A 25842-nucleotide genomic window follows, 5' to 3' on the forward strand; every position below is an offset into this window, starting at 1 on the left:
TAATGTCTGCTTTCCAACCGACAATCAAGCGTCGCGAATCAACTAAAATTTATGTAGGCAATGTCCCTATCGGTGGTGATGCGCCTATTGCAGTACAGTCAATGACAAATACTCGCACAACAGATGTAGAAGCAACAGTTGCACAAATTAAATCATTAGAACGTGTTGGCGCAGATATTGTTCGTGTTTCCGTGCCAACTATGGATGCGGCAGAAGCGTTCAAAATAATCAAACAGCAAGTGAATGTGCCGCTTGTTGCAGATATTCACTTCGACTATCGCATTGCCTTAAAGGTGGCGGAGTATGGCGTAGATTGTTTACGTATTAATCCCGGTAATATCGGTCGGGAAGATCGTATTCGTGCTGTTGTAGATTGTGCACGTGATAGAAATATCTCGATTCGTATTGGTGTGAATGCGGGGTCTTTGGAAAAAGATCTGCAAGAGAAATACGGTGAGCCAACACCGGAAGCTTTGTTGGAATCGGCATTACGTCATGTTGAAATTTTAGATCGACTAAACTTCGATCAATTTAAAGTGAGTGTGAAAGCCTCTGATGTATTTTTAGCCGTGGAGGCTTATCGTTTGTTGGCAAAAGCAATTAAACAACCTTTGCATTTAGGAATTACCGAGGCGGGTGGAGCAAGAGCCGGAGCAGTTAAATCTGCTGTTGGTTTAGGTATGTTACTTGCTGAGGGGATTGGTGATACCTTGAGAGTATCACTTGCAGCAGATCCTGTTGAAGAAATTAAAGTTGGATTTGATATCCTCAAATCTTTACGAATCCGCTCTCGGGGAATTAATTTTATTGCTTGCCCGACTTGCTCCCGTCAAGAATTTGACGTGATCGGCACAGTGAATGCTTTGGAACAACGGCTTGAAGATATTATCACCCCAATGGATGTATCAATTATTGGCTGTGTGGTGAATGGACCGGGTGAAGCATTAGTTTCCGATCTAGGGGTGACCGGTGGTAACAAAAAAAGTGGTTACTATATTGACGGTGAACGTCAGAAAGAGCGGTTTGATAACGAAGATATTATTAATCAATTAGAAGCAAAGATCCGAGCGAAGATTGCGTTGCAGGATCCGGAAAATCGTATTATTTAAGGAAAACTCGTGGCAAAAACAATTCAAGCAATTCGTGGAATGAATGATTGCTCTCCAACAGAATCTCCATTATGGCAATGGGTTGAAGCGCAGGTACGTGAAGTATTAAATAGCTACGGCTATTCTGAAGTACGTATGCCAATCGTAGAAAGTACCCCGTTATTTGCCCGCGCCATAGGTGAGGTCACAGATGTGGTATCAAAGGAAATGTACACCTTCTGGGATAATGATGAGCAACTTACTTTGCGTCCGGAAGGTACAGCGGGTTGTGTACGTGCGGCTATTGAACATGGCTGGATTTATAATAATGAACAACGCTTGTGGTATATGGGACCAATGTTCCGTCACGAACGTCCACAAAAAGGGCGTTATCGCCAATTTCATCAAGCCGGTGTTGAAGTTTTTGGTATTGCGAATCCGGAAATTGATGCAGAATTAATTATTTTAACGGCTCGCCTTTGGAAGAAATTAGGTATTGATCAACATGTATCCCTTCAACTTAATTCAATTGGTTCATTAGCGGCAAGAGCAAATTATCGTTCAGCACTTGTTGCTTTTCTGGAGAAGCATCAAGATTTAATGAGTGAAGAAGAGAAAGAGCGTTTAGTAAAAAATCCTCTTCGTATTTTAGACACAAAAAACCAAGCCTTACAAGATGTGTTGGATGGTGCACCGAAACTACTTGATTATTTAGATGATGAAAGTCGTGAGCATTTTGGGCAATTGTGTGTGTTGCTAGATTCTGTGGGAATTCGGTATGAAATTAATCCGAAGCTTGTGCGTGGCTTAGATTACTACAATAAGACGGTGTTTGAATGGGTCACCTCTGCATTGGGAGCGCAAGGAACGGTATGTGGTGGCGGTCGTTATGATGGCTTGGTCGAACAATTAGGCGGACATTCTGCTCCAGGCGTTGGATTTGCTATGGGATTAGAGCGTTTGGTCTTACTTGTGCAAGAAGTGAATCGTTCAATTCCAGTGAAAAATGCGGTCGATATTTATGTGGTTTATCAAGGTGAAGGGACCGCCTTATCTGCTTTCCAACTTGCTGAAAAAGTTCGTTCAACATTACCGCACTTGGGAACAATGTTACATTGCTCGGGAGGAAACTTTAAAAAGCAATTCAAACGAGCGGATAAATCTGGGGCAAGTTTAGCGTTGGTAATTGGTGAAAGTGAAGTACTCAATAATCAAGTTGTGGTGAAGCATTTAAACGGTGGTGTTGAACAACAAATCCTTGATACAGAAAAGATCATTGATTATATTCAGTCTCAATTTTAGTTTATAAAGGAAAATAATATGGCGTATTCTATTGAAGAAGAACAAGAGATTAACCAGTTAAAAGAATGGTGGAAGGAAAATGGTAAAAGCATCATTGTTGCCTTTATTTTAGGAGTGAGTGGTGTATTGGGTTGGCGTTATTGGCAGACCTATCAAACTAATCAAATTATTGAAGCCTCTGTAGGATATGATGCATTAATTTATAGTGCCGAACAGGATTTGACGGCGAAGAAAGCAAAATTAACCGAATTTGTTCAAGCAAATAGTCAAACCAGTTATGCCGTGTTTGCTTTATTTGATGACGCGAAGAAAGCAGTTGAGAAACAAGATTTCATCTCTGCTGAAGCCGTTTTGCAAGACGCTTTAAAACAATCTCAAGATGAAATTCTGACTTCTCTTGCTGCGTTGCGTTTAAGTGCGGTGCAATTTCAATTGGGTCAGTTAGATTCGGCGTTATCCAATCTTAATCAGGTAAAAAGTACAGGTTTTATTGCAAGAAAAGCACTTTTAACGGGCGATATTCAACTTGCCAAAGGGGAAAGCGGTGCGGCTAAAATGAGTTTTGAACAAGCTCTTAAAGTAGGTAGCCCCCTAGAACAACAAGCGGCACAAATGAAGTTAAATAATCTTTAATATAAAACGCTCGTAAGAGCGTTTTATCTTTTTACATTACCTATTTATTTTCCCTACATTTCGTTGAAATTTTTACTTTTGTGTATTCACTACATAATACTGAAAATATCAGAAATACAAATCTAAGGTGAGGCAGTGGATGTGAAAAGTGCGGTCAAAATTGACCGCACTTCTTTATGTTTTATTTTCTTTTCTTATTTCGCACAGTTGCAATCAGCCGTTTTCTTTTCAAAACGTTCTGCGACATAATCCCAGTTCACAACATTCCAAAATTCTTTAATGTAGTCGGGACGGCGATTTTGGAATTTTAGGTAATAAGCATGTTCCCAAACATCTAAGCCTAAAAGAGGGAAACCTTCACAGCCTGCCACCTCTTTACCCATTAATGGATTATCTTGATTAGCAGTAGAAACTACTGCTAATTTTCCTTCATGGGTTAAAACTAACCATGCCCAACCTGAACCAAAACGGGTTGCAGCGGCTTTTTCAAATTCAGCTTGGAATGCTTCAACAGAGCCAAAATCACGCATGATTGCCTCTTTTAATGCTCCTTGTAAGGTTGTTCCTTTTTTCAAGGATTTCCAAAATAAGCTATGGTTTGCGTGACCACCGGCATTATTGCGTAATACAGCACGTTTTTCAGCCGGTAGTTTGTCAAGGTGAGCAACTAATTGACCCGGGCACATTTCTAAAAATTCAGCAGGTAAGTTCTCTAATGCCGCATTTGCATTGTTAACATAAGCTTGGTGATGTTTACTGTGGTGAATTTCCATTGTTTGAGCATCGAAATGTGGTTCCAATGCATCATAGGCATAGCCTAGTTCAGGTAAAGTGTAAGCCATAATTCGTTCCTTCTATAAAACAAGTTATTATTTGAGCCATTTTGGCTATGCACTACAAAGAAAAGTCATAGCCAAAAATTGGTCAGATAGTAGCAGAAAATTTGATTTAGATCATTAAATGTTTTTCCTTTGTTGAAATTGTCATCTTAACAAATCTTGTTTTAAATCAATAAAACCTATGATATACGTCTAAAGAGTTAGTTTTTTTACCTGTTGGGAATCTCGTCAAATTTTTACCTTATGATAAAATGTCGCCAATTGTATATGGTTGTTTTTTCTTATGTTTGAATCTCATACTTTATCGATAAAAAATCTCGCTTGCCAACGTGGTGAACGGGTACTTTTTCGTGGGTTATCACAAGATTTTAAGAGTGGCGATTTTATTCAAATCGAAGGGCATAACGGCATTGGAAAAACCAGCTTATTGAGAATTTTAGCCGGACTTGCTCAGCCCTTGGACGGAGAAGTGTGGTGGGATTTGGCGTCAATTTCCAAACAACGGGAAATTTATCATCAGAATTTGCTTTATTTAGGCCACCTTTCTGGTGTAAAACCGGAATTAAGCGCATGGGAAAATTTACAATTTTATCAGCGAATTAGTCAGGCAAAATCCGGTGATGAAGCACTTTGGGCGGTGTTAGAAAAAGTAGGATTAGTAGGACGTGAGGATCTACCGGCCGCACAACTTTCAGCCGGGCAGCAGCGTCGCATTGCCTTAGCTCGTTTATGGCTTTCTCGTGCAGCACTTTGGATTTTGGATGAGCCTTTTACTGCGATTGATAAAAAAGGTGTAGAGATTTTGACTGCACTTTTTGATGAACACACAAAACAAGGTGGTATTGTTTTATTAACCAGCCATCAGGATGTGCCAAGTTGCAACTTAAAAAAGTTGGATTTAGCCAAGTATCAAGCGGAATAAGCAAATGATTTTTTGGGAAATAGTAAAACGTGAATTACAAATTGCTATGCGAAAGCGAGCGGAAATTTTAAATCCACTGTGGTTTTTTTTAATTGTGATTACACTCTTTCCGCTTGTGATTGGGCCGGATCCAACATTACTTTCACGTATTGCACCGGGAATTGCATGGGTGGCTGCTCTGCTTTCTGCGTTACTTTCTTTTGAGCGACTATTTCGTGATGATTTCATTGACGGTTCACTTGAACAATTGATGCTCTCCCCCCAATCTCCAGTCTTAACCGCATTAGCTAAAGTATTATCCCACTGGCTTTTAACCGGTTTCCCTCTTATTTTGCTTTCACCGATTGCCGCATTATTACTTTCGCTTGAGATTCATCTTTGGTGGGCATTGGTTCTGACATTACTTCTTGGAACGCCGGTGCTAAGTTGTATCGGCGCGATTGGCGTGGCACTCACAGTGGGATTGCGTAAGGGGGGAGTATTATTAAGTTTAATTGTTGTGCCACTCTTTATTCCCGTACTCATTTTTGCTTCTTCGGTGTTAGAGGCTGCGGGATTACATTTGCCTTACGGGGGGCAATTGGCAATTTTGGGCGCAATGATGAGTGGGGCTATAACCTTATCCCCTTTTGCTGTGGTCGCTGCTTTGCGTATTAGCCTCGATAATTAGGTTAAAAGTGCGGTTGTTTTTTTGTATTTTTTGAAGGATTTTTTATGTGGAAGTGGTTACATCCCTATGCGAAATCAGAAACTCAATACCATCTTTGTGGGAAATTGAGTCCGATATTTGCAGTTTTAAGTTTTCTCTTGCTTGCTGTCGGTATTGTGTGGGGATTAGCTTATGCACCTGCGGATTATCAACAGGGCAATAGTTTTCGTATTATGTATGTGCATGTTCCTACTGCAATTTGGTCCATGGGGATTTATGGTTCAATGGCCGTAGCGGCAGTAGTTGCACTTGTATGGCAAATAAAGCAAGCTCATTTAGCCATGATTGCAATGGCACCAATTGGCGCATTATTTACTTTCCTTGCACTCATCACGGGGGCAATTTGGGGCAAGCCGATGTGGGGGACTTGGTGGGTATGGGATGCACGTTTAACTGCTGAGTTAATTTTATTTTTCTTATATCTTGGCATTCTTGCACTTTATTCTGCATTTTCTGATCGGTCAACCGGTGCAAAAGCGTCCGGTATTTTATGTATTACTACCGTGGTGATTTTACCGATTATTCATTTTTCGGTGGAATGGTGGAACACTCTTCATCAAGGGGCGAGTATTACTAAATTTGAAAAACCGTCTATTGCTACGCCGATGTTAATTCCGCTGATTTTGTGTATCTTTGGTTTTCTAGCTTTATACATTTGGTTGACATTGGTGCGTTATCGTGTGGAATTACTGAAAGAAGAGGCGAAGCGTCCTTGGGTAAGGGAATTGGCACAGAAAATATAAAAGGCTCATTAGCTTTTAGAAAAAATAGGAATGGAAAGAATGTGAAAACTTATTTTATTTTTCTTTCTGTTATCGAAAATAAATTGAATTTTAAGTAAAAGGAATAACGATGTTTTTTCAAACTTGGCGTGATTTTTTCAATATGGGAGGCTACGGTTTTTATGTATGGCTTTCTTATGGTATCAGTTTTGCCTCAATTGTGGCATTAATGGCTCAAAGTATTAAACAGCGAAAAATGGTATTACGGAATGTCCAACGTGAAGTGCAACGCGAGGCTCGTTTAAAACAAATCAACAAAGGAGACATATTATGAACCCGAGACGGAAATCCAGACTTCAAGTCATTACTTTTGTTGTGCTTGGCATTGCGATTGCCAGTGGCTTAATGTTATATGCATTACGCCAAAATATTGATTTGTTTTATACCCCTTCTGAAGTGATTCAAGGAAAAGAGAATAATCCAAATCAAAAACCGGAAGTTGGACAACGTATCCGAGTCGGCGGTATGGTAGTTGAAGGTACGGTGGTGCGTGATCCTAAAAGCCTAAAAGTACGGTTTGATTTAAATGATATTGGGCCGGCGATTGCCGTGGAATATGAAGGTATTTTGCCGGATTTATTCCGTGAAGGGCAGGGGATTGTGGCACAAGGTGTATTGACTGCGCCGACCGTATTAACGGCGACTGAAGTATTAGCAAAACACGATGAAAACTATGTTCCCCCGGAATTGGGAGAAAAAATGCAAAAAGTACATCAACCCATGGGGCTTAATGCTGCCGATCTAAAAGGTGAAAGCGCTCGTGAGCTTCAAGAAAAACAAGAAGGCGGGAAATGATTGCTGAAATCGGAAATTATGCGCTTGCTTTAAGCCTTGCGGTATCATTAATGTTAGCTATTTTTCCTTTATGGGGGGCTGAGGATGGTAATGCGAGATTAATGGCATTGGCTCGCCCAATGACATACGGATTGTTTATCACTCTTACTGTTGCGTTTATTGCACTATTCTATTTGTTTGCAGTAAATGATTTTAGCGTGCAATATGTGGTGAATAATTCAAATAGTACACTCCCTGTTTATTATCGCCTTTCCGCTGTTTGGGGATCTCACGAAGGGTCATTATTGCTTTGGATTTGGTTGCTTACGCTTTGGTCAGCAGCTGTCGCATTATTCAGTAAACATTTACCTCAAGAAGCGGTCGCTCGCGTCTTAGGCATTATGGGCATTATTAGTGTAGGATTTGTGTTGTTTGTCTTGTTTACATCCAATCCGTTTAGCCGTACTTTCCCTGATTTTCCGGTAGATGGAAAAGAGCTGAATCCAATGCTACAGGATATCGGATTAATTTTTCACCCCCCCTTGCTTTATATGGGCTATGTGGGTTTTTCTGTTGCCTTTGCTTTTTCTATCGCCTCACTTATGACCGGTAAACTTGATTCCGCTTGGGCTCGTTGGTCACGTCCTTGGACGATAGCGGCATGGGTATTTTTAACCCTTGGTATTGTGCTGGGTTCTTGGTGGGCATATTACGAACTCGGTTGGGGGGGATGGTGGTTTTGGGATCCCGTTGAAAATTCCTCTTTTATGCCTTGGTTAGCAGGGACAGCATTAATTCATTCCCTTGCCGTTACGGAAAAACGGGGGGCTTTTAAAGCTTGGACGGTATTACTGGCGATTTTGGCATTTTCCCTTTGCTTGCTTGGCACGTTTTTAGTGCGTTCCGGTATTTTGGTATCGGTTCACGCTTTTGCATCAGATCCAACCCGAGGATTATACATTCTTGCTTATTTGGTTGTTGTGATTGGCGGCTCTCTTACTCTCTATGCCTATAAAGGTAACCAAATTCGATCTCGTGATAATGCCGCGCGTTATTCGCGTGAAACAATGTTGCTATTAAATAATATCCTTTTAATGACCGCACTTTGTGTTGTGTTTTTAGGGACATTATTGCCACTTATACATAAGCAGCTCGGGCTAGGCTCAATTTCAATTGGTGCTCCGTTTTTTGATCAAATGTTTCTGGTGATTATGACCCCTTTTGCTCTCTTATTGGGTATTGGCCCTTTGGTGAAATGGCGAAGAGATCAATTTTCGGCAATTCGCACGCCTGTTGTTATTAGTGTGATTGTGATGATGATTGCCGGTTTTGTTTTGCCTTATCTTTTACAAGACAATATTACAGTGAGTGTCGTGCTCGGTTCCATGATGACCATCATCATCTTATTGCTTACTATTTATGAACTTCAGCAACGTGCTACGCACCGCACATCGTTTTTTGTGGGCATACGTAAGCTTTCCCGCTCTCACTGGGGAATGTTATTGGCACACTTAGGGGTGGCGATGACCGTATGGGGCATTGCTTTTAGCCAAAATTTTAGTGTAGAGCGTGATGTTCGTATGACGGTGGGAGAGAGTGCTCAAATTGGTCGTTATGATTTCAAATTTGTTGGTGTGAGTGAGGCAAATGGGCCAAATTATATTGGCGGCAAAGCACAAATTGACATTACAAAAGATGGAAAAGCGGAAGCAACATTGTTTGCTGAAAAACGTTTTTATACGGTAAGCAGGATGTCTATGACCGAGGCGGCGATTAATGGTGGTTTAACACGAGATCTCTATGTGGCACTCGGAGAAAAATTTGATGATAATTCTTGGGCGTTGCGTTTATATTACAAACCTTTTATCCGTTGGATTTGGATCGGTGGGCTATTTATGGCATTTGGCGGATTGTTGTGCTTATTTGATAGACGCTATCGGTTTGGTTTATTACTCAATAAGTCACGTCTCTAACGTTTTATTGTTTACCTTATTTAGAAGTGCGGTAGAAAATGAAAAAGAAATTATTTATTCCTCTTATTCTCTTTTTAATGGTGGCGATCACTTTTTTAGTGCAATTGAATCGTAGCGCACAGGGGGAAGATATTAAAGCACTGGAATCGGCTTTGGTTGGCAAACCTGTACCGGAGAAAATTTTAGCGGAACTTTTTGAAAACAAATCTTATGGTAAAGAATTGTTCCAACAGGGGAAACCGCTGTTGTTAAATGTATGGGCAACCTGGTGCCCAACTTGCTATGCAGAGCATCAATATTTAAATAAACTCTCGCAGCAAGGCATAGCCATTATAGGCCTGAACTACAAGGACGACTCGCAAAAAGCCATCAAATGGTTAAAAGATTTAGGCAATCCGTATCAGGTTGTATTGAAAGATGAAAAAGGATCTTTCGGGTTAGATTTAGGGGTATATGGTGCGCCGGAAACTTTCATTATTGATGGTAACGGTGTGATTCATTATCGTTTGGCGGGGGATGTGAGCGAAAAAGTGTGGATGGAAACCTTGAAACCGCTTTATGACAAACTCTCGGAGAAAAAGTAATGAAAAAATTGGCGATTTTTTTGACCGCACTTTTATTCAGTACATTAGCGTTTTCTGCGATTGATGTATTAAATTTTAGTTCTCAAGAGCAAGAAACGGATTATCATCAACTCACTCAATCTTTACGTTGCCCTCAGTGCCAAAATAATAACATCGCAGATTCTAATGCAACTATTGCGGTAGATATGCGTAATAAAGTATTTGACCTGCTAAAAGAAGGAAAGTCGAAAGATGATGTGGTGGAATATATGGTGGCGCGTTATGGTCATTTTGTCACCTATGATCCACCTATAACAAAAAGCACCTTGATTTTATGGATTGCGCCTCTACTTTCAGTGCTGTTTGGTCTTTTTTTCCTATTAAAACGTCAACCTAAAAGACAAAGTGTGGTGGAATCTGATAATGTTTTAACGGAGCAGGATAATGCCCGTTTGGCTGAATTATTAAAACAAAAGGATAAATAGATGAATTTGATATTGTGTTTTGTCATACTGACATTGGTTGTGGCATTAATTTGTTTTTATCCTTTACTGCGTCAATTTAAAGTAAAAGACGAACAAAATCGCGATGAATTGAATAAAGCTTTGTATTTTTCACGCTTACAAGAAATAGAGCAAGATAATGAGAAAGGTTTAGTCGAAAATTTAGGCTTACTCAAGCAAGAATTGCAGAAAAATTTGTTGGATGATGTGCCTACTCAAAAAGAAAAAGTGGCGGTAGAGAATCAATCTTACGGAAAAATTTGGTTTGCTTGTGGGGTTTTAGCAAGTGGGATTATTGCCGGCACAAGCTATTTTATGGTGGGCGCTTGGCAAGCGGAGGCAATGTTAACGCAAACCTATGAAAAGTTACCCTATTTTTATGAGCGGTTAAAGGAAGAAAATAGTCACCCGCTTTCTGATGAGGAAATGCAACAATTTTCTACCGCACTTCGTATTGATTTGCAGAAAACACCAACAGATGCTAAAAAATGGTGGTTACTTGGTCAGATAGGAATGAATTTAGGCAACGCACGTTTAGCTTTTGATAGCTATCAGAAAGCCAATCAGCTTGATCCTGAAAATATACAATATAAGCTTGGTTATGCACGCGTATTGATGTTTTCCGATGATCCAACGGATAAACTCAAAGGGGGAGATTTGTTACGTGACGTGATTCGTCAAGATCATACTAACATTGAAGCACTAAGTTTATTGGCATTCCGATATTTTGAAACGGAAGATTATAAAATGGCTGCCGTCACGTGGGCGATGATGTTACGCTTAATGCCAAAAGATGATGAACGTCTCCCATTAATTGAGAAGAGTATCCGAGCGGCAAGGGATGCTTTAGAAAGCCAAGAGAAAGAAAAATCAAAAAGTATTACACCTGATAAAGATTAGGTATCGTGGTGTTTTATTTTTTGTAAAGTTGATGGATTAACTAAAATGGAGTAAACTTTGGCGGTCATCTTTATAATTTGCCAATCGGTCTTTATTGATTATTACGGATGATAAAAGGAATTAGTTATGTGTCATCATAAAAAATTAAATATCTACTTATTATATTTTTCCTCTTTATCATTTTTTTCTATACCTCTCTATGCAAAAAATGTGCAATCTTTCGTTAATAGTGAAGAAGGGAGCATTAACGAAGGGATTGTTCGTTATGTGGAAACGGGGGGAGAATTACGTGCCTTAACAGAGGATAAATCGACACAAGATGCCAAGGATTTGGGAAATAGTATTGAGTTTGAAGTTTATAGGGTAGATGAAAACTCCTCATCTCGAAGTGTTTTTGTCTCTGCAGCCGGTATATGTAAAGGCTTTAATGGCGATTATGGTGTTGATTTCACAAACTTTACAAACCACTATATCAGCCGTAATGATGATAGCCAGTACTATGGCGGTATTACAGGGGCGTCGATTTATAGAAAACATGATCCAAATAATATGCAGTATGTGCCTATTTATGCGATTAAGAATCATCAATTAGAAAAAGAAATTCGCGAAAGGGAAATGAAGAAAACAAAGGATATCGTGAGAGAGAAAATCTATACAGGCGAACAACTTTTAAATAAAACGATTTGTAAAGCAGGTAAAAAATGAAGAAATTATTCATCGCAGTTCCAGTATTATTTCTTATGGCTTGTAGTTCACCACAACCACAGCAAGATACTGGGATTTATGATATGAAAACGGTTCAGGAATATCAGGCGCAGGTGGCATCAGGTAGAACCGTTACTGCCGCACAAAAAGCGAAAGTAGCGAATGATATTGATGATCCGATTAAAATGAATGCGAGTGATCATAGCTCAAAGGTGAAATATCAACGTGCACCGGTGGCTATCGTACCAAGTGTTGGTTTTGGTTACTATCGAGGATATCATTATTGGTAACAAATAAAACACCCATCCGCTGATGGGTGTTTTTTATATATCAATAAATCTATATTGAGATGGTATTGATTTAGGAAAAAGACGGCATTTAACATTCTCATTTCTCATCAATTTTTATTTCATTTTACTGTACTTTTATTCAATAGATTCCCTAATTTTGCTAAACTACGGCAATATTAAAAGGAATATTTTGTATTTATGGCTAAGGTAATAGATGTTTTTGCTGAGAATGGTGCATTAACACAACAGATTAAAGGTTTTCGTCCACGTTCAGCACAGTTAGAAATGGCAATTGCGGTGGAAAGTGCTTTGGCAAATAAAACATCATTAGTCGTGGATGCCGGAACCGGTACAGGTAAAACCTTTGCTTATCTTGCCCCAGCACTTCTTTCCGGTAAAAAAACAATCATTTCGACAGGATCTAAAAATTTACAGGATCAACTTTTTAAACGGGATCTACCGACAATTAAACGAGCTCTTAATTACACAGGCAAAACCGCACTATTGAAAGGGCGGGCAAATTATTTATGCTTAGAGCGTTTAGAACAACTCATTGCACAAGGAGTATTAGGCGATAAATCAGTGCTGGCGGATTTATTTAAAGTGCGTCAATGGAATGTTTCAACGCAAACCGGAGATTTATCGGAATGTCCCGAACTCGCAGAGGATAGTCCTATCCTATCACAATTAACCAGTACCGCAGAAAGTTGTCTGGGTTCAGATTGTCCAAATTATGCGGATTGTTATGTCGCCTTAGCTCGTAAGAAAGCACTTCAAGCGGATGTGGTTGTCGTGAACCATCATTTATTTTTTGCGGATATGGCGGTGAAAGAGAGTGGTTTTGGTGAGCTTATTCCACAGGCAGAAAATATTATTTTTGATGAAGCTCACCAGCTACCTGATATTGCAAGCCAGTATTTCGGACAATCAGTGACTTCTCGTCAATTTTTTGATCTCTGTAAAGATATTCATATTGTTTATCGGACTGAATTAAAGGATTTGAAACAGCTCGGCAATGCAGCGGATACCTTACAAAAAACAGTACAAGATTTTCGTCTATTGTTAGGGGAAGGGAACCAACGTGGAAACTGGCGTGAGATATTAAAACAAAGTGCGGTCGAAAAATCCTTTAACATGATTATTGAAAAATTAGCATTCTTGTCTGAGGTCATAAAATTAGCTTTAGGGCGTTCGCAAACGCTGGATCATATTTTTGAACGGGCTGAAAGCCTGAAAAATCATATGCAACGTTTATTTGATACCGATCGCACGGGATATTGTTATTGGTATGAAACCTTCTCCCGCCAGTTTGCTTTACATATCACGCCTCTTACTGTTGCAGATAAATTTGGCGAGCAGTTAAAAGCAAAACAAGCCTCGTGGATCTTTACTTCCGCAACATTAGAAGTGGGGGGAAAGTTTGATTATTTTTGCCATCGACTCGGCATTGAAAATGCCCGCCAACTGATTTTACAAAGCCCTTTTAATTACAGCGAACAAGCGTTACTCTGTGTGCCTCGTTATTTACCTCATACTAACCGCTCGAATACACAGTCGGAACTCGGTAAAATGTTGCTACCTGTTATTGAAGCGAATAAAGGGCGCTGTTTTGTTCTTTGTACCTCTTATGCAATGATGCGTAACCTTGCAGAATGTTTTCGTGAAAAGAGCCAATTATCGGTTTTATTACAGGGAGAAACATCAAAAGCGACACTTCTATCAAAATTTATCAGCGAAAAACACAGTGTATTGGTAGCAACATCAAGTTTCTGGGAAGGGGTTGATGTGCGAGGGGAGGCATTATCTCTAGTGATTATAGATAAACTTCCTTTTACATCACCTGATGAACCTTTATTAAAAGCACGTATTGAAGACTGTCGTTTACAAGGTGGAGAACCGTTCAATGATATTCAGATTCCCGAGGCGGTGATTAGCCTAAAACAGGGGGTGGGGCGATTGATTCGAGATGTCAATGATCGTGGCGTAGTAATGATTTGTGATAACCGTTTAGTGATGCGACCTTATGGACAAATTTTTTTGCAAAGTCTGCCACAGGCAAAACGAACACGGGATCTGAATAAAGTCGTCGAATTTTTAAAAACAATTTAATGGAAAGAGAATGAGTCATTTAACTTTACTTGCACTTGATACTTCAACAGAAGCCTGTTCTGTCGCCCTTTATTATAAAGGGGAGAAAACGGAGATAAATGAATTGGCGCAGCGCTCCCACACAAAGCGTATTTTACCCATGGTGGATGAGATCTTGGCTCAATCTGGGATTCGCTTAACGCAGCTTGATGCTTTAGCATTCGGACGAGGACCGGGGAGTTTTACTGGGGTACGGGTAGGTTGCAGTGTCGCACAAGGGTTAGCCTTAGGGGCAGATTTACCTGTATTACCTATTTCTAATTTAACAGCGATGGCACAGGCTGCGTTTGAGCAATATCAAGTGGAAAATGTGGCCGCAGCGATTGATGCCCGAATGGATGAAGTGTATTTCTGCCGACTCCAACGTCAAAAGGTGCGGACGAATTCTGGCGAGTTTTTTGATTGGCAGACAATTGTTGCAGAACAGGTTTGTTCGCCATTGAGAGCTTTAGAACAAATGGAATCCGGACAAGATTTTTTAGTGGGAACCGGCTGGCGGGCTTATGATCTATTTCAGCAGCAGGGGAAAAATGGTTCTGAAATTGAATTGCCTCGTGCATTGTCAATGCTACCTCTTGCTCTCAATGATTGGCGGCTGGGAAAAGCGGTTTCAGCCTTGGATATTGAACCTGTGTATTTACGTAATACGGTGGCGTGGAAAAAATTACCGGGGAGAGAATAGCGATGCTAAAAAAATAGGATTATTTTTAACCGCACTTTTAGGATTAACTGCTTGCGTGAGTGCGCCTAAAGGGCTTGAAACGGAAAATTTTACTCGAACGGATTTAATGCAAATTCAAACGCAAGATTATGCCTGTGCCTGTCATCATATCCGCTTGGGAGGTAAAGTGATTCGTGCCACGGCATTAGAAAATCAAACCGAACTTGAGATTTTAAATCTGCCGGTTTCCTCACTGAATGCTAAACCTTTGTTGGAGGCTCATAGCAACGGTCGATTTATTGCCTATATTGAGGGATTTATTGATCCTGAGGTCGTTAAAAATCAATATATTACGTTAGGTGGCATATTAAAGAAACAACAAGTAGGAAAGGTTGATCAAGCAGAGTATGTCTATCCGGTGATTAATGTAAAAAATTATAGATTGTGGAAAGTTGGCGTAGATTATTATTCTGATTATGATGAGAATTGGCGGTTTTATCGTGCTCATTATTGGCGTAATGATGGGTTTTATCTGCCGCAAATTCGCTATTATTTATATTAGATGATAGAATCCCCCCACTTTTCCTTATGGCAAATATAAAGGATAGAAAATGGAAAAAAGTTGGTTTCAAAATTATCCGGAAGGTGTACCTACGGAATTGGATACCTCAAAATATGCCTCGATTTTGGACATGTTTGAAAAGGCAATACGTGAACATCCCGATCGTCCTGCCTATATTAATATGGGGCAGGTGCTGACTTTCAGAAAATTAGAAGAGCGTAGCCGTGCTTTCGCCGCTTATTTGCAAAATGAATTGAAATTAAAACGTGGTGATCGTGTTGCATTGATGATGCCGAATTTGCTGCAATACCCCATTGCGTTATTTGGTGTATTACGTGCAGGCCTTATTGTGGTCAATGTGAATCCGCTTTATACCCCAAGAGAACTGGAACATCAATTACAAGATAGTGGGGCGACAACTATTGTTGTGGTCTCAAATTTTGCTTCAACCCTAGAGAAAATCGTGTTTAACACAAATATTAAACACGTTATTTTAACCCGAATGGGAGACCAACTTTCCTTTGGTAAACGCACACTTGTTAATTTTATTGTGAAATATGTTAAGAAATTGGTGCCAAAATATAAGTTACCTCATGCCGTCACCTTTCGCGAAGTGCTGAGTATTGGAAAATATCGCCAATATGTACGTCCTCAGGTGGAAAGGGAAGATTTAGCATTTTTACAATATACAGGGGGAACGACAGGTGTGGCGAAAGGTGCGATGTTGACTCATGGCAATATTATTACTAATGTTTTTCAAGCAAAATGGATTGCCGATCCGTTTTTGGGTGATCATCATCGCCAAAGAACGGCTATTCTTGCCTTACCGCTTTACCATGTTTTTGCGTTAACAGTAAATTGTTTGCTGTTTGTCGAGTTAGGGATTACCGCTATTTTGATCACCAATCCAAGAGATATTGATGGATTTGTGAAAGAGCTGAAAAAATATCCTTTCCATGCCATTACAGGGGTGAATACATTATTTAATGCGCTATTAAATAATGAAAATTTCAAAGAAGTGGATTTTTCATCCTTAAAATTATCTGTTGGTGGTGGAATGGCGGTACAGCAATCAGTGGCGACCCGTTGGCATGAATTAACGGGGTGTAGCATTATTGAAGGCTATGGGATGACAGAATGTTCGCCGCTTATTGCCGCTTGTCCGATTAATGTGGTCAAACACAATGGAACAATTGGGGTGCCGGTACCAAATACCGACATAAAAATTATCAAAGAAGATGGTAGTGAGGCCAATATTGGGGAAGCCGGTGAACTTTGGGTAAAAGGTGAACAGGTTATGAAAGGTTATTGGCAACGTCCGGAAGCCACACTTGAAGTGCTTAAAGATGGCTGGATGGCAACGGGCGATATTGTCATTATGGATGATACCTATAATTTACGCATCGTTGATCGTAAAAAAGATATGATCTTAGTCTCAGGTTTTAATGTGTATCCTAACGAAATTGAAGATGTGGTGATGTTGAATTACAAAGTCTCTGAAGTTGTTGCGATTGGCGTACCGAATGAAGTTTCAGGCGAAACTATTAAAATTTTTGTAGTGAAAAAAGACGAAAGTCTTACGCGTGATGAACTTCGTCAGCATTGCCGACAGCATTTGACCGGTTATAAAGTACCAAAAGAGATCGAATTCCGAGAGGAACTCCCTAAAACCAATGTGGGAAAAATTTTGCGTCGAGTGCTAAGGGATGAAGAATTAGCCAAACGTGCCACACATTAAGCGGCATTAATTATGGGATAGCAATATCCCATTTTTATTTTTTGAAGAGATAATGTCATGATAAAACAATGTGAAAATCAACCGCACTTTTCTTTAATTACAACAAATCAATCATTGGTGGAAATTTGTCAGCTGGCACGTCAAAAAAGTGTGGTCGCTTTAGATACTGAATTTATGCGTGTATCGACTTATTTCCCGAAGCTGGGGCTTATCCAGATTTATGATGGAGAACATATTTCTTTAATCGACCCTTTAGCGATTACTGATTTCTCTCCTTTTATTGCATTACTTGCGGATTCCAATGTATTGAAAATTCTCCATTCTTGTAGTGAAGATCTTCTTGTTTTTTTACAGGAGTTTGAACAACTGCCTCAACCGATGATAGATACCCAAATCATGGCACGTTTCTTAGGATTAGGAAATTCTGTAGGGTTGGCAAAATTAGCATTGAAATATTTGAATACTGAAGTCGATAAAGGGGCAACAAGAACCAATTGGATGAAACGCCCTCTTTCTGATACGCAATTACAATATGCTGCCGGTGATGTATATTATTTATTACCTATTTACCATTGCTTACAACAAGAATTATCCACAACCCCTTGGCAGAATGCGGTACAATCGGACTGTGACCTTGCGTTAATGAAAACGAAGAAATTACAGGATCGTGATATCGAAAAAGCCTATTTAGAGATTCCCAATGTTTGGAAGCTGAATCCGTTAGAGCTCACAAGATTGAAAATTTTAGCGAAGTGGCGACAGGAGGTTGCGATGATGCGTGATTTAGCGCTTTCTTATGTGGTGAAATCCGAAAGTTTATGGAAGGTTGCAAAATATAATCCACGAAATACCTCAGAAATGCTTGAAATAGGGCTTTCCAATAACGAGGTTCGGGTACGTGGAAAGAAGATGTTACAACTTTTAGCACAAGCACGTCGTGTTTCTCCTTATGATTATCCAAAACGGATTGTACGTATTGTTGATGATCCACGGTATAAGAAAGCGATTCGTCTTCTACAAGAAAAAGCCTACGAATTAACACCACAAGGCTTAACATTAGAAATATTAGCAAGTAAGCGAAGTTTAGAGGATTTAATCAAGTGGGCTTGGTTATATCATGAATCGCAAGATAAATTACCGGATTTATTGGTAGGGTGGCGTAGAGAAATCGGGTTACAGCTTTTAGCTTTGTTGAAATCGATAGAATTTTAAAAATATGGGCATTATGTCGCAGTTTCACAAAGCAGACACTTCAACAAAATGCAGATACCTAGGGTACAACAAGTTTATTTTTCCAATATCCTAAAATTAAAGACGATCATTATCCGATCCAATATTAAATAACGTAATTGATAGGGACTCACTGAGTGCGTCCGTTTAATGATTCATAGAATTGCTTGTTTTTTATAGTGGACACTCGCAGTATACCTGACAATCGAGTTCCAAAATTAGTATCGTGCAACTGCTACATGATACCGAAATATGATAAAAAATTGACCGCATTTAATTAAAGTGCGGTCATTTTTTTGAGAGATTCTGTTAGATTTTTATCTAAAACGTTGTTCTATCTCAGATAGAATTTCTATCGGATCAAGCTCTAATCCTCGACAATACTCAATAAATTCAAATACATCTAAACGACGATCGCCCGTTTCAACTTTACCGATGAAAGAATATAGCACGCCCATTTTTTCACCTAGCGCCCGTTGCGAAAGCCCTAAATTTAACCGTTGTTTGAGTAATTTTTCTCGTAACCAACTATGTTCGGCGGAATGTATTGATAATCTTAAATTTCTCATAGCACCTATTTTAGGTGCAAATTTCATTGAACCTATTTCAGGTTCATAGTATAATCTTTACGAACCTATTTTAGGTTCATTTGGAATTTATTTTGTGAGGTAAAAAATGTATCAAATTAAAAAATGGGCGATTGCAATGATGGTTTGTGGTTTTTCTACAATGGCGTTGGCAGATTGGGAACCTACAAACTTGGTAGATGAACGAGATGCAGGGGGGGGATATACGAAATGTATATATGAAACAGCAGGAGGATTTCGATTTTCAATGATTAGCAGAGTTTGTACTGTAGTTGAAGTTAATCCGGAAACCGGAAAAGCTAGAAAAATATAGAAAAATGCTATGAATATTTCAGAAATTGATTTTCCCAGTTCAGAAGTAAAAGAGATATTCGTTAAAAATGCCTCTTGTTGCCATTGCCAATCAAAGAATATTGACTGGAAATCGGGAGAATATCCAAATATTTCTTTATATTGTCCTGATTGTGAACAGGAAATGGATTTTTATGAAGCCATTGTTCATTTGTTACCGGGGGAGGACAATTTTTATGTTGAATGTCCGGAATGTGAAGATAATAATGTGATTGAAGGTGTTTGCTTTTCCTGTGGTTTTGAATTGGAAGAAGGACGAGATTATGATCGTGAAAAATATGTACGTTGGTTAATGGAAAAAAACGGCTAGTATAAGGTTTTAAGTCGTGTTTTTGAGGCTATTAAGGAAGGGATGCAGTTGCATCCCTTATTATTTTTTAACATTTATTGTGTCGCTTGAATTGCAGTTAATGCAATGGTGTACACAATATCATCGACTAATGCACCACGAGAGAGGTCGTTCACCGGTTTACGCATACCTTGCAGCATTGGGCCGATAGAGACTAAATCAGCAGAGCGTTGTACCGCTTTATAAGTCGTATTACCGGTGTTTAAATCAGGGAATACGAATACGGTTGCTTTACCTGCAACAGGTGAATTTGGTGCTTTGGAACGAGCCACATCTTCCATCACTGCCGCGTCGTATTGTAACGGACCATCGATTAATAGATCAGGACGTTTTTCCTTAGCAATTCTTGTCGCTTCTTTTACTTTTTCCACATCGGCACCACTACCAGATGTGCCGGTAGAGTAGGAGATCATTGCCACTTTCGGATCAATCCCAAAGGCTTTCGCCGAGTCAGCCGATTGAATGGCAATTTCCGCTAATTGTTCTGCATTCGGATCCGGGTTTACGGCACAGTCACCATAGACTAATACTTGATCCGGCAATAGCATAAAGAAGATAGATGAAACGATTGAGCTACCCGGTGCAGTTTTAATGATTTGCATTGGTGGACGAATGGTATTTGCAGTGGTGTGAACCGCACCTGATACTAAACCGTCCACTTCGTTTGCTTCTAGCATCATTGTACCGAGTACCACGGTATCTTCTAATTGCTCACGTGCAGCAGCTTCAGTCATACCTTTTGCTTTGCGAAGTTCAACTAAGCGATCCACGTAATTTTCACAGACATCAGCCGGGTTGATGATGGTGATACCTTTACCTAATTCCACACCTTGTGCTTCTGCAACACGTTGAACAGAGGCTGGATCTGCCAATAACACACATTCTGCAATACCACGCTCTGCACAAAGTGCAGCGGCTTTAATAGTACGGGGTTCATCACCTTCTGGGAGGACGATACGTTTTTTCGCTGCTCGAGCCAATTCGGTTAATTGGAAACGGAATGCCGGTGGAGATAAACGGCGTAAACGTGTTGAACCTGCGACTAAACCGTTGATAAATTCTGCATCGAATTGTTCGCTCATGTAACTTTTAATATTTTCAATGCGTTCTTTATCATCAACAGGCACTTCAAGATTGAAACTTTGTAGATTCAACGCTGTTTGCCATGTATTACCTTCAATGCGGAAGATAGGTAATTTTGTTGTTTCAAAAACATGTTGGCAAAGTTTGTTAATTTGAGCATCAATTTTATAGCCACCGGTTAATAGCATACCGCCAATTTCTACGCCATTTGATGCTGCGAGTGCTGAGGCAACAATCACATCAGGGCGATCTGCGGATACAACTAATAAACTACCTGCACGGAAATGCTCAACCATATTAGGTAAACTTCTTGCACAGAATGTAATACCACGAATACGGCGGTTGATATCGCCTTCATTAATAATTGCTGCCCCCAAGTGTTTGACTAAATCAATGGCGCGGGTTGCAATCAAATCGGCAGACCAAGGTACGCAGGCTAATAGTTTAATTGTGCTATTAGTAAATAGTTTTGTTAATTCTGCTTCACTATTGTGGCTATGTTGGAAAGAATCAAAAATTTCCGTTAAATCAGGACGGGTACGACCAGATTCGTCAATTGGCGCATTAAATTTATTCACAACAACACCTAATAAATTAGGGTTGTTTTTCCCCCCGAATAATGAGGCAGCAGCTTCGACACGTTCTTTTAATTCTACCGGTGTTTCTGTCGCTGGCGCCGCAACTAAAATAATTTCTGCATCCAGTGCTTGGGCAATTTCATAGTTAATGCTATTGGCATACGTATGTTTACGGGTTGGAATTAAACCTTCAACTACAACAATTTCATTATTTTTTGAAAGTTGTTGATGATTTTCAACGATTTTTTCCAATAATACATCAGATTGATTTTGACCGATTAGTGATTCCGCGACGCTGAGCATAAAAGGTTCAGCTGTTTCCAATGTTGTACTGGTACGAACGATGGAAGTTGTGCGATCTAACTGATCTTCACCAGAGTTTGGCTGAGAAATAGGCTTCATAAAACCTACTTTCGCCCCTTTTTGTTCAAGGGATTGGATTAAGCCTAGGCTTACGCTGGTTAAGCCAACGCCGGCACTAATAGGGATAAGGATAATTGTACGGGACATAACAAACCTTAATTGATTGAGTAGTAAAGAAAAACTGCCGAAAAATTCGGCAGTTTGTAGTTAAATTAGAAACAAAGTCTTGCAGTATCTTGTGCAATGACTAACTCTTCATTAGTCGGGATGACAATTGCAATTGGTGAACCGTCTTTAGTGATAATGCCTTCATTACCAAAGCGTGCGGCTAGGTTACGTTCTTCATCAATTTGGTAACCGAACAGTTTTAAGTGATTTAATGTGATTTCACGTACATGTGCAGAGTTTTCACCAATACCGCCGGTAAATACGATAGCGTCTAAGCGTTCACCGATAACTGCCATGTAAGAGCCGATATATTTTGCCAAACGGTAGCAAAATACATCTAATGCTCGTTTTGCCGGTGCTTCTTTTTCATAGTTATCTTCAGCATAGCGACAGTCGCTTGTGACTTCTGTTAAGCCTAAAAGACCTGATTTTTTGGTTAAAGTCGTTTCGATTTCGTCAACAGACATACCTAGGGTTTTGTGCATATAGAACATGATGGCCGGATCGATGTCACCAGAGCGGGTCCCCATAACTAAGCCTTCTAATGGAGTTAAGCCCATTGAGGTATCAATACACTCACCATGACGAATGGCAGAAACAGAACCACCGTTGCCTAAATGACAAGTGATAACATTGACTTTATCTTCCGAAATACCCAAGCGTTTTGCCGCTTCACGGCTGACATAATAATGGCTTGTACCGTGAGCACCGTAGCGACGAACGCCATGTTCTTTATACAAAGAGTATGGTAATGCATATAAGTAAGCTTCTTCAGGCATAGTTTGATGGAAAGCCGTATCAAAAACCGCCACATTTTTATCTTTTAGTGCAGGGAATAATTTGAATGCTTCACGAATACCGATTAAATGAGCCGGGTTATGCAATGGGGCAAATTGAATCGCATTTTCAATTTCATGGACAACTTCATCAGTGATTAACGCTGATTTTGTAAATTTCTCACCACCGTGGACGATACGGTGACCAATAGCAGAAATGCTATTTTGTAATTCAGGCGCTTTGGTGAAAATATTTTCAACGATGAAGTTTAATGCTTCTGCGTGAGCCGCACCTGCACCTAAGTCTGCTTGTCCTTTTTCACAGTGCAATTTCCATTTAATGCGAGCTTCCGGTAAATAGAAGGCTTCAGCTAAACCTGATAATTTTTCATCGCCTGAAATAGGATCAAGGATTGAGAATTTTAATGATGAGCTACCACAGTTAAGGATAAGAACAAGTTTTGACATAAGAAACCTATATGTAGATTGATAGTTGATAGAAATTTGTTCATTCACTGAAAATGTTATGAACAAACCATAAGCCTGCATAGAATACACCTTTTATTGAATAAAATAAATTCATTGAGAAAGAAAAATAGGTTTTCAATTAGAGAAAGGTGAAATCTACCTCTATTTGATGAGATAGAAATTGCCGATAAACTAGAGTATGATCGGTGCGGTTATTTTTTTAGGGCGTTTTTTATGTCGTTTTTTTCTATTTTGAAACAAGGTCAGGTTTATCTCAATACATGGCCGAAAGAGGCAAAGTTAGGAATCATTTTTCCTGAAAATCGAATCATAAAAGCAACCGGCTTTGCGCAAAAGACGATGCCTTTGATAGCCGTGTTTGCCATTGCTTGGCAACAGCTTTATGCTACACAAGATATGATGGCATTTTCTACCGCAATTTTGACCGCACTTTTTGCCTTGCTTATCCCACTACAAGGGTTATATTGGTTGGGTAAACGTGCCAAATCCCCTCTAAATGCTCAAAGTGCGGTATGGTTTTACGACATTTGTGAACGCCTAAAAAAAATCAATGAACCTTTACCTTGGGTAGAAGGTCAACCGACATATCAACATTTGGCTGAAGTGTTAAAGAGAGCGGAGCAACGATTAGAACGAACATTTTGGCAAGATATTTAGCCAAAATTAATCTTACGCAAACGTTTTCTTTTTTGCTTTATTTTTTGTAGAATACGCAGGCTGCTTTATGCAGCTCTTTTTTATTGAGAGATTTTTTAATGATCGATTACATTATCATTGGTATTATCGCTTTTTCTATTCTTGTCAGTTTACTCCGTGGTTTTGTGCGTGAAGTATTATCACTTGCCAGCTGGGTCGTTGCATTTATCGTGGCAAGTCAGTTTTATCCTTACCTTGCAACCTATTTAACGCAAATTGAGTCCATGTACGTGCGTAATGGCACGGCAATTGGTATTTTGTTTGTTCTGACATTAATTGTTGGTGGTATCGTCAATTTTGTGATTGCACAGTTAGTGGATAAAACCGGATTAAGCGGTACTGATCGAGTATTGGGTGCAGCATTCGGTTTATTACGTGGTGCACTAATTGTCGCAGCGATCTTATTCTTCTTGGATACCTTCACGAATTTTGAACAAACCGATTGGTGGAAAGAATCAACGTTGATTCCGCACTTTGGGTTTATTATTGAATGGTTTTTCCAACAGCTTCAAGCAAGCTCCAGTTTCTTAAATTCAACATTTAATCAATAAGGGTTATAAAATGTGTGGTATCGTCGGTATTGTGAGTCAAAGTCCGGTTAATGAATCTATTTATGCAGCACTGACATTGTTGCAACATCGTGGACAAGATGCCGCGGGAATTGTGACGGTGGATGATGAAAATCGATTCCGTTTGCGTAAGGCAAATGGATTAGTCAGCGATGTTTTTAGACATGAGCATATGTTGCGGTTACAAGGTAATGCGGGTATGGGGCATGTACGTTATCCCACGGCAGGGAGCTCAAGTGTCTCAGAAGCACAACCTTTCTATGTGAATTCACCCTATGGGGTCACATTGGTTCATAATGGTAACTTGACGAATTCGGCAGAATTAAAAGAAAAAGTGTTTAAAACCGCACGCCGTCATGTGAATACCAATTCTGATTCTGAGCTACTTCTTAATATCTTTGCTAATCACCTTGACAATATCCCGCAAGATCATCTTGATCCTCAGGATATTTTTTATGCAGTGAGCAAAACCCATAAAGATGTACGTGGCGCTTATGCTTGTCTTGCGATGATTATCGGTCATGGTATGGTGGCATTTCGTGACCCTTTTGGTATCCGTCCTTTAGTGCTAGGGCTGCGTGAAGAAAATGGTAAAACGGAATATATGTTTGCCTCTGAAACTGTCGCACTTGATGTTGCCGGCTATGATTTTGTTCGTGACATAGAACCGGGGGAAGCCGTTTATGTGACCTTTGATGGCTCACTTTATTCCAGACAATGTGCTGAAAGTGCGGTCTTAAATCCCTGTATTTTTGAATATGTGTATTTTGCCCGTCCTGATTCAATCATGGATGGGGTTTCCGTCTATGCTGCACGTGTGCATATGGGGGAACGTTTAGGACAAAAAATTGCACAAGAATGGCAAGATGAATTAGATAATATTGATGTGGTTATTCCTGTGCCGGAAACCTCAACAGATATTGCGTTACAAATTTCTAATGTGCTGAATAAACCATATCGTCAAGGCTTTGTGAAAAACCGCTATGTAGGTCGTACCTTTATTATGCCGGGGCAAGCACAACGTATTAATTCTGTTCGCCGTAAATTGAACACGATTAAAGCGGAATTTAAAGATAAAAATGTGCTATTGGTAGATGATTCTATCGTTCGTGGCACTACCTCGGAACAGATTGTCGAAATGGCACGAGCAGCAGGGGCGAAGAAAATTTATTTTGCTTCAGCCGCACCGGAAATTCGTTACCCGAACGTGTATGGTATTGATATGCCAACGAAAAATGAGCTTATTGCGAATGGTCGTAGTGTCGATGAAATTGCGAAGTTGATTGGTGTCGATAAATTGATTTTCCAAGATCTTAATGCGTTAACTGAATCCGTTCAGCAAGAAAATCCTGCAATTAAAGGATTTGATTGCTCAGTCTTTACCGGTGAATATATCACAGGGGATATTACGTCCGAATACTTGGATAGTATCGCCTCACAACGTAATGATACCGCGAAGAAAAAGCGTGAAAAAGATGCGACGAATTTAGAAATTCATAATGAGAGATAAA

At 39.7% G+C, this 25842-nt stretch carries 28 protein-coding genes; 24 read left to right on the plus strand and 4 right to left on the minus strand.

Features of this window, described 5'->3' with window-relative positions; genetic code table 11:
- Window positions 1–2 precede the first annotated feature (2 nt).
- Genes ispG through E4T92_RS05645 form a run of 3 tightly spaced genes read left to right on the plus strand, consistent with a single transcriptional unit; the run spans window position 3 to window position 3023 of the window.
- Window positions 3–1109: a flavodoxin-dependent (E)-4-hydroxy-3-methylbut-2-enyl-diphosphate synthase gene (gene ispG / locus E4T92_RS05635; RefSeq protein WP_135093771.1), complete on the plus strand. Its 1107-nt coding sequence runs from the start codon at window positions 3–5 to the stop codon at window positions 1107–1109.
- A 9-nt stretch (window positions 1110–1118) separates the two neighbouring features.
- Window positions 1119–2390, plus strand: coding sequence for a histidine--tRNA ligase (hisS, locus tag E4T92_RS05640; protein ID WP_135093772.1), 1272 nt, complete (start codon window positions 1119–1121; stop codon window positions 2388–2390).
- An 18-nt stretch (window positions 2391–2408) separates the two neighbouring features.
- Window positions 2409–3023: a YfgM family protein gene (locus E4T92_RS05645; RefSeq protein ID WP_135093773.1), complete on the plus strand. Its 615-nt coding sequence runs from the start codon at window positions 2409–2411 to the stop codon at window positions 3021–3023.
- Window positions 3024–3217: 194 nt separating this feature from the next.
- Here E4T92_RS05645 and sodA read toward each other — a convergent pair whose 3' ends face one another.
- On the minus strand, window positions 3218–3865 hold the full coding sequence (gene sodA / locus E4T92_RS05650; RefSeq protein ID WP_135093774.1) for a superoxide dismutase [Mn]: 648 nt from the start codon (window positions 3863–3865) through the stop codon (window positions 3218–3220).
- A gap of 280 nt (window positions 3866–4145) precedes the next feature.
- Between sodA and ccmA the strand changes: the two genes are divergently transcribed.
- The 16 genes from ccmA (at window position 4146) to rnd (ending at window position 18304) form a co-directional block, all read left to right on the plus strand.
- Window positions 4146–4784 carry a cytochrome c biogenesis heme-transporting ATPase CcmA gene (gene ccmA, locus E4T92_RS05655; RefSeq protein WP_135093775.1) on the plus strand — a complete coding sequence of 213 codons (639 nt, stop codon included), beginning with the start codon at window positions 4146–4148 and terminating at the stop codon, window positions 4782–4784.
- Window positions 4785–4788: 4 nt separating this feature from the next.
- Window positions 4789–5454 carry a heme exporter protein CcmB gene (ccmB, locus tag E4T92_RS05660; RefSeq protein ID WP_135093776.1) on the plus strand — a complete coding sequence of 222 codons (666 nt, stop codon included), beginning with the start codon at window positions 4789–4791 and terminating at the stop codon, window positions 5452–5454.
- Between the two features lie 44 nt (window positions 5455–5498).
- On the plus strand, window positions 5499–6236 hold the full coding sequence (locus E4T92_RS05665; RefSeq protein WP_135093777.1) for a heme ABC transporter permease: 738 nt from the start codon (window positions 5499–5501) through the stop codon (window positions 6234–6236).
- 109 nt (window positions 6237–6345) lie between these two features.
- Entirely contained in the window at window positions 6346–6549 is a 204-nt protein-coding gene (gene ccmD, locus E4T92_RS05670; RefSeq protein ID WP_077542188.1) for a heme exporter protein CcmD, read from the plus strand.
- The gene (gene ccmE / locus E4T92_RS05675; protein ID WP_135093778.1) at window positions 6546–7070 is read left to right on the plus strand and encodes a cytochrome c maturation protein CcmE; all 525 of its coding nucleotides are present in this window, start codon (window positions 6546–6548) and stop codon (window positions 7068–7070) included. Before ccmD ends, ccmE begins: the two co-directional genes overlap by 4 nt.
- Window positions 7067–9022: a heme lyase CcmF/NrfE family subunit gene (locus E4T92_RS05680; RefSeq protein WP_135093779.1), complete on the plus strand. Its 1956-nt coding sequence runs from the start codon at window positions 7067–7069 to the stop codon at window positions 9020–9022. Before ccmE ends, E4T92_RS05680 begins: the two co-directional genes overlap by 4 nt.
- 38 nt (window positions 9023–9060) lie before the next feature.
- On the plus strand, window positions 9061–9606 hold the full coding sequence (locus tag E4T92_RS05685; protein WP_135093780.1) for a DsbE family thiol:disulfide interchange protein: 546 nt from the start codon (window positions 9061–9063) through the stop codon (window positions 9604–9606).
- Entirely contained in the window at window positions 9606–10070 is a 465-nt protein-coding gene (locus tag E4T92_RS05690) for a cytochrome c-type biogenesis protein (RefSeq protein ID WP_135093781.1), read from the plus strand. The genes E4T92_RS05685 and E4T92_RS05690 overlap by 1 nt, the downstream gene beginning before the upstream one ends.
- A complete protein-coding gene (ccmI, locus tag E4T92_RS05695; protein WP_135093782.1) occupies window positions 10071–10988 on the plus strand; it encodes a c-type cytochrome biogenesis protein CcmI in 918 nt (305 codons plus the stop codon).
- Window positions 10989–11114: 126 nt separating this feature from the next.
- Window positions 11115–11693 carry a hypothetical protein gene (locus tag E4T92_RS05700; RefSeq protein ID WP_077542194.1) on the plus strand — a complete coding sequence of 193 codons (579 nt, stop codon included), beginning with the start codon at window positions 11115–11117 and terminating at the stop codon, window positions 11691–11693.
- Window positions 11690–11983 (plus strand): hypothetical protein, encoded by a 294-nt coding sequence (locus E4T92_RS05705; RefSeq protein ID WP_135093783.1) that lies wholly within the window; start codon window positions 11690–11692, stop codon window positions 11981–11983. The genes E4T92_RS05700 and E4T92_RS05705 overlap by 4 nt, the downstream gene beginning before the upstream one ends.
- 198 nt (window positions 11984–12181) lie before the next feature.
- Window positions 12182–14092 (plus strand): ATP-dependent DNA helicase, encoded by a 1911-nt coding sequence (locus tag E4T92_RS05710; protein ID WP_135093784.1) that lies wholly within the window; start codon window positions 12182–12184, stop codon window positions 14090–14092.
- Window positions 14093–14102: 10 nt separating this feature from the next.
- Window positions 14103–14813: a tRNA (adenosine(37)-N6)-threonylcarbamoyltransferase complex dimerization subunit type 1 TsaB gene (gene tsaB / locus E4T92_RS05715; RefSeq protein WP_135093785.1), complete on the plus strand. Its 711-nt coding sequence runs from the start codon at window positions 14103–14105 to the stop codon at window positions 14811–14813.
- A complete protein-coding gene (locus E4T92_RS05720; protein ID WP_348631402.1) occupies window positions 14776–15354 on the plus strand; it encodes a Slp family lipoprotein in 579 nt (192 codons plus the stop codon). The genes tsaB and E4T92_RS05720 overlap by 38 nt, the downstream gene beginning before the upstream one ends.
- Before the next feature lie 49 nt (window positions 15355–15403).
- Window positions 15404–17092, plus strand: a complete 1689-nt coding sequence (fadD, locus tag E4T92_RS05725; RefSeq protein WP_077542199.1) for a long-chain-fatty-acid--CoA ligase FadD — start codon at window positions 15404–15406, stop codon at window positions 17090–17092.
- 57 nt (window positions 17093–17149) lie between these two features.
- Window positions 17150–18304, plus strand: coding sequence for a ribonuclease D (rnd, locus tag E4T92_RS05730; protein WP_135093787.1), 1155 nt, complete (start codon window positions 17150–17152; stop codon window positions 18302–18304).
- 335 nt (window positions 18305–18639) lie between these two features.
- Here the strand turns inward: rnd and E4T92_RS05735 are convergent, their stop codons facing one another.
- Window positions 18640–18891: a helix-turn-helix transcriptional regulator gene (locus E4T92_RS05735; RefSeq protein WP_077542285.1), complete on the minus strand. Its 252-nt coding sequence runs from the start codon at window positions 18889–18891 to the stop codon at window positions 18640–18642.
- Window positions 18892–18997: 106 nt separating this feature from the next.
- Here E4T92_RS05735 and E4T92_RS05740 point away from each other — a divergent pair, with 106 nt between their 5' ends.
- Window positions 18998–19222, plus strand: a complete 225-nt coding sequence (locus E4T92_RS05740) for a hypothetical protein (RefSeq protein ID WP_135093788.1) — start codon at window positions 18998–19000, stop codon at window positions 19220–19222.
- A 9-nt stretch (window positions 19223–19231) separates the two neighbouring features.
- The gene (locus E4T92_RS05745; RefSeq protein ID WP_135093789.1) at window positions 19232–19570 is read left to right on the plus strand and encodes a hypothetical protein; all 339 of its coding nucleotides are present in this window, start codon (window positions 19232–19234) and stop codon (window positions 19568–19570) included.
- Between the two features lie 74 nt (window positions 19571–19644).
- On the opposite strand, the gene pta is transcribed toward E4T92_RS05745, so the two are convergent.
- Complete coding sequence (gene pta / locus E4T92_RS05750; RefSeq protein WP_135093790.1) at window positions 19645–21780, minus strand: phosphate acetyltransferase; 2136 nt, start codon at window positions 21778–21780, stop codon at window positions 19645–19647.
- A 65-nt stretch (window positions 21781–21845) separates the two neighbouring features.
- Window positions 21846–23045 (minus strand): acetate kinase, encoded by a 1200-nt coding sequence (locus E4T92_RS05755; protein WP_135093791.1) that lies wholly within the window; start codon window positions 23043–23045, stop codon window positions 21846–21848.
- 234 nt (window positions 23046–23279) lie between these two features.
- Here E4T92_RS05755 and yfbV point away from each other — a divergent pair, with 234 nt between their 5' ends.
- From yfbV to purF, 3 genes are all read left to right on the plus strand, one after another.
- Window positions 23280–23723: a terminus macrodomain insulation protein YfbV gene (gene yfbV, locus E4T92_RS05760; protein ID WP_135093792.1), complete on the plus strand. Its 444-nt coding sequence runs from the start codon at window positions 23280–23282 to the stop codon at window positions 23721–23723.
- A 98-nt stretch (window positions 23724–23821) separates the two neighbouring features.
- Window positions 23822–24313, plus strand: a complete 492-nt coding sequence (locus E4T92_RS05765) for a CvpA family protein (RefSeq protein ID WP_018356704.1) — start codon at window positions 23822–23824, stop codon at window positions 24311–24313.
- Window positions 24314–24323: 10 nt separating this feature from the next.
- Window positions 24324–25841 (plus strand): amidophosphoribosyltransferase, encoded by a 1518-nt coding sequence (gene purF / locus E4T92_RS05770; RefSeq protein WP_135093793.1) that lies wholly within the window; start codon window positions 24324–24326, stop codon window positions 25839–25841.
- Window position 25842 lies beyond the last annotated feature (1 nt).

The sequence above is a fragment of the Pasteurella sp. WM03 genome (assembly GCF_004570945.1).
GTDB lineage: Bacteria > Pseudomonadota > Gammaproteobacteria > Enterobacterales > Pasteurellaceae > Rodentibacter.

Excerpts from the sequence above, each read along its gene's own strand:
- ccmD (WP_077542188.1), top strand. The coding sequence starts at position 6,346 with ATGTTTTTTCAAACTTGGCGTGATTTTTTCAATATGGGAGGCTACGGT.
- yfbV (WP_135093792.1), top strand. The coding sequence starts at position 23,280 with ATGTCGTTTTTTTCTATTTTGAAACAAGGTCAGGTTTATCTCAATACA.
- E4T92_RS05685 (WP_135093780.1), top strand. The coding sequence starts at position 9,061 with ATGAAAAAGAAATTATTTATTCCTCTTATTCTCTTTTTAATGGTGGCG.
- ccmI (WP_135093782.1), top strand. The coding sequence starts at position 10,071 with ATGAATTTGATATTGTGTTTTGTCATACTGACATTGGTTGTGGCATTA.
- ccmA (WP_135093775.1), top strand. The coding sequence starts at position 4,146 with ATGTTTGAATCTCATACTTTATCGATAAAAAATCTCGCTTGCCAACGT.
- E4T92_RS05665 (WP_135093777.1), top strand. The coding sequence starts at position 5,499 with ATGTGGAAGTGGTTACATCCCTATGCGAAATCAGAAACTCAATACCAT.
- pta (WP_135093790.1), bottom strand. The coding sequence starts at position 21,780 with ATGTCCCGTACAATTATCCTTATCCCTATTAGTGCCGGCGTTGGCTTA.
- purF (WP_135093793.1), top strand. The coding sequence starts at position 24,324 with ATGTGTGGTATCGTCGGTATTGTGAGTCAAAGTCCGGTTAATGAATCT.
- E4T92_RS05765 (WP_018356704.1), top strand. The coding sequence starts at position 23,822 with ATGATCGATTACATTATCATTGGTATTATCGCTTTTTCTATTCTTGTC.
- E4T92_RS05740 (WP_135093788.1), top strand. The coding sequence starts at position 18,998 with ATGTATCAAATTAAAAAATGGGCGATTGCAATGATGGTTTGTGGTTTT.
- E4T92_RS05755 (WP_135093791.1), bottom strand. The coding sequence starts at position 23,045 with ATGTCAAAACTTGTTCTTATCCTTAACTGTGGTAGCTCATCATTAAAA.
- E4T92_RS05745 (WP_135093789.1), top strand. The coding sequence starts at position 19,232 with ATGAATATTTCAGAAATTGATTTTCCCAGTTCAGAAGTAAAAGAGATA.
- E4T92_RS05690 (WP_135093781.1), top strand. The coding sequence starts at position 9,606 with ATGAAAAAATTGGCGATTTTTTTGACCGCACTTTTATTCAGTACATTA.
- ccmE (WP_135093778.1), top strand. The coding sequence starts at position 6,546 with ATGAACCCGAGACGGAAATCCAGACTTCAAGTCATTACTTTTGTTGTG.
- E4T92_RS05710 (WP_135093784.1), top strand. The coding sequence starts at position 12,182 with ATGGCTAAGGTAATAGATGTTTTTGCTGAGAATGGTGCATTAACACAA.
- rnd (WP_135093787.1), top strand. The coding sequence starts at position 17,150 with ATGATAAAACAATGTGAAAATCAACCGCACTTTTCTTTAATTACAACA.
- fadD (WP_077542199.1), top strand. The coding sequence starts at position 15,404 with ATGGAAAAAAGTTGGTTTCAAAATTATCCGGAAGGTGTACCTACGGAA.
- ispG (WP_135093771.1), top strand. The coding sequence starts at position 3 with ATGTCTGCTTTCCAACCGACAATCAAGCGTCGCGAATCAACTAAAATT.
- sodA (WP_135093774.1), bottom strand. The coding sequence starts at position 3,865 with ATGGCTTACACTTTACCTGAACTAGGCTATGCCTATGATGCATTGGAA.
- E4T92_RS05735 (WP_077542285.1), bottom strand. The coding sequence starts at position 18,891 with ATGAGAAATTTAAGATTATCAATACATTCCGCCGAACATAGTTGGTTA.
- E4T92_RS05680 (WP_135093779.1), top strand. The coding sequence starts at position 7,067 with ATGATTGCTGAAATCGGAAATTATGCGCTTGCTTTAAGCCTTGCGGTA.
- tsaB (WP_135093785.1), top strand. The coding sequence starts at position 14,103 with ATGAGTCATTTAACTTTACTTGCACTTGATACTTCAACAGAAGCCTGT.
- E4T92_RS05700 (WP_077542194.1), top strand. The coding sequence starts at position 11,115 with ATGTGTCATCATAAAAAATTAAATATCTACTTATTATATTTTTCCTCT.
- E4T92_RS05705 (WP_135093783.1), top strand. The coding sequence starts at position 11,690 with ATGAAGAAATTATTCATCGCAGTTCCAGTATTATTTCTTATGGCTTGT.
- E4T92_RS05645 (WP_135093773.1), top strand. The coding sequence starts at position 2,409 with ATGGCGTATTCTATTGAAGAAGAACAAGAGATTAACCAGTTAAAAGAA.
- ccmB (WP_135093776.1), top strand. The coding sequence starts at position 4,789 with ATGATTTTTTGGGAAATAGTAAAACGTGAATTACAAATTGCTATGCGA.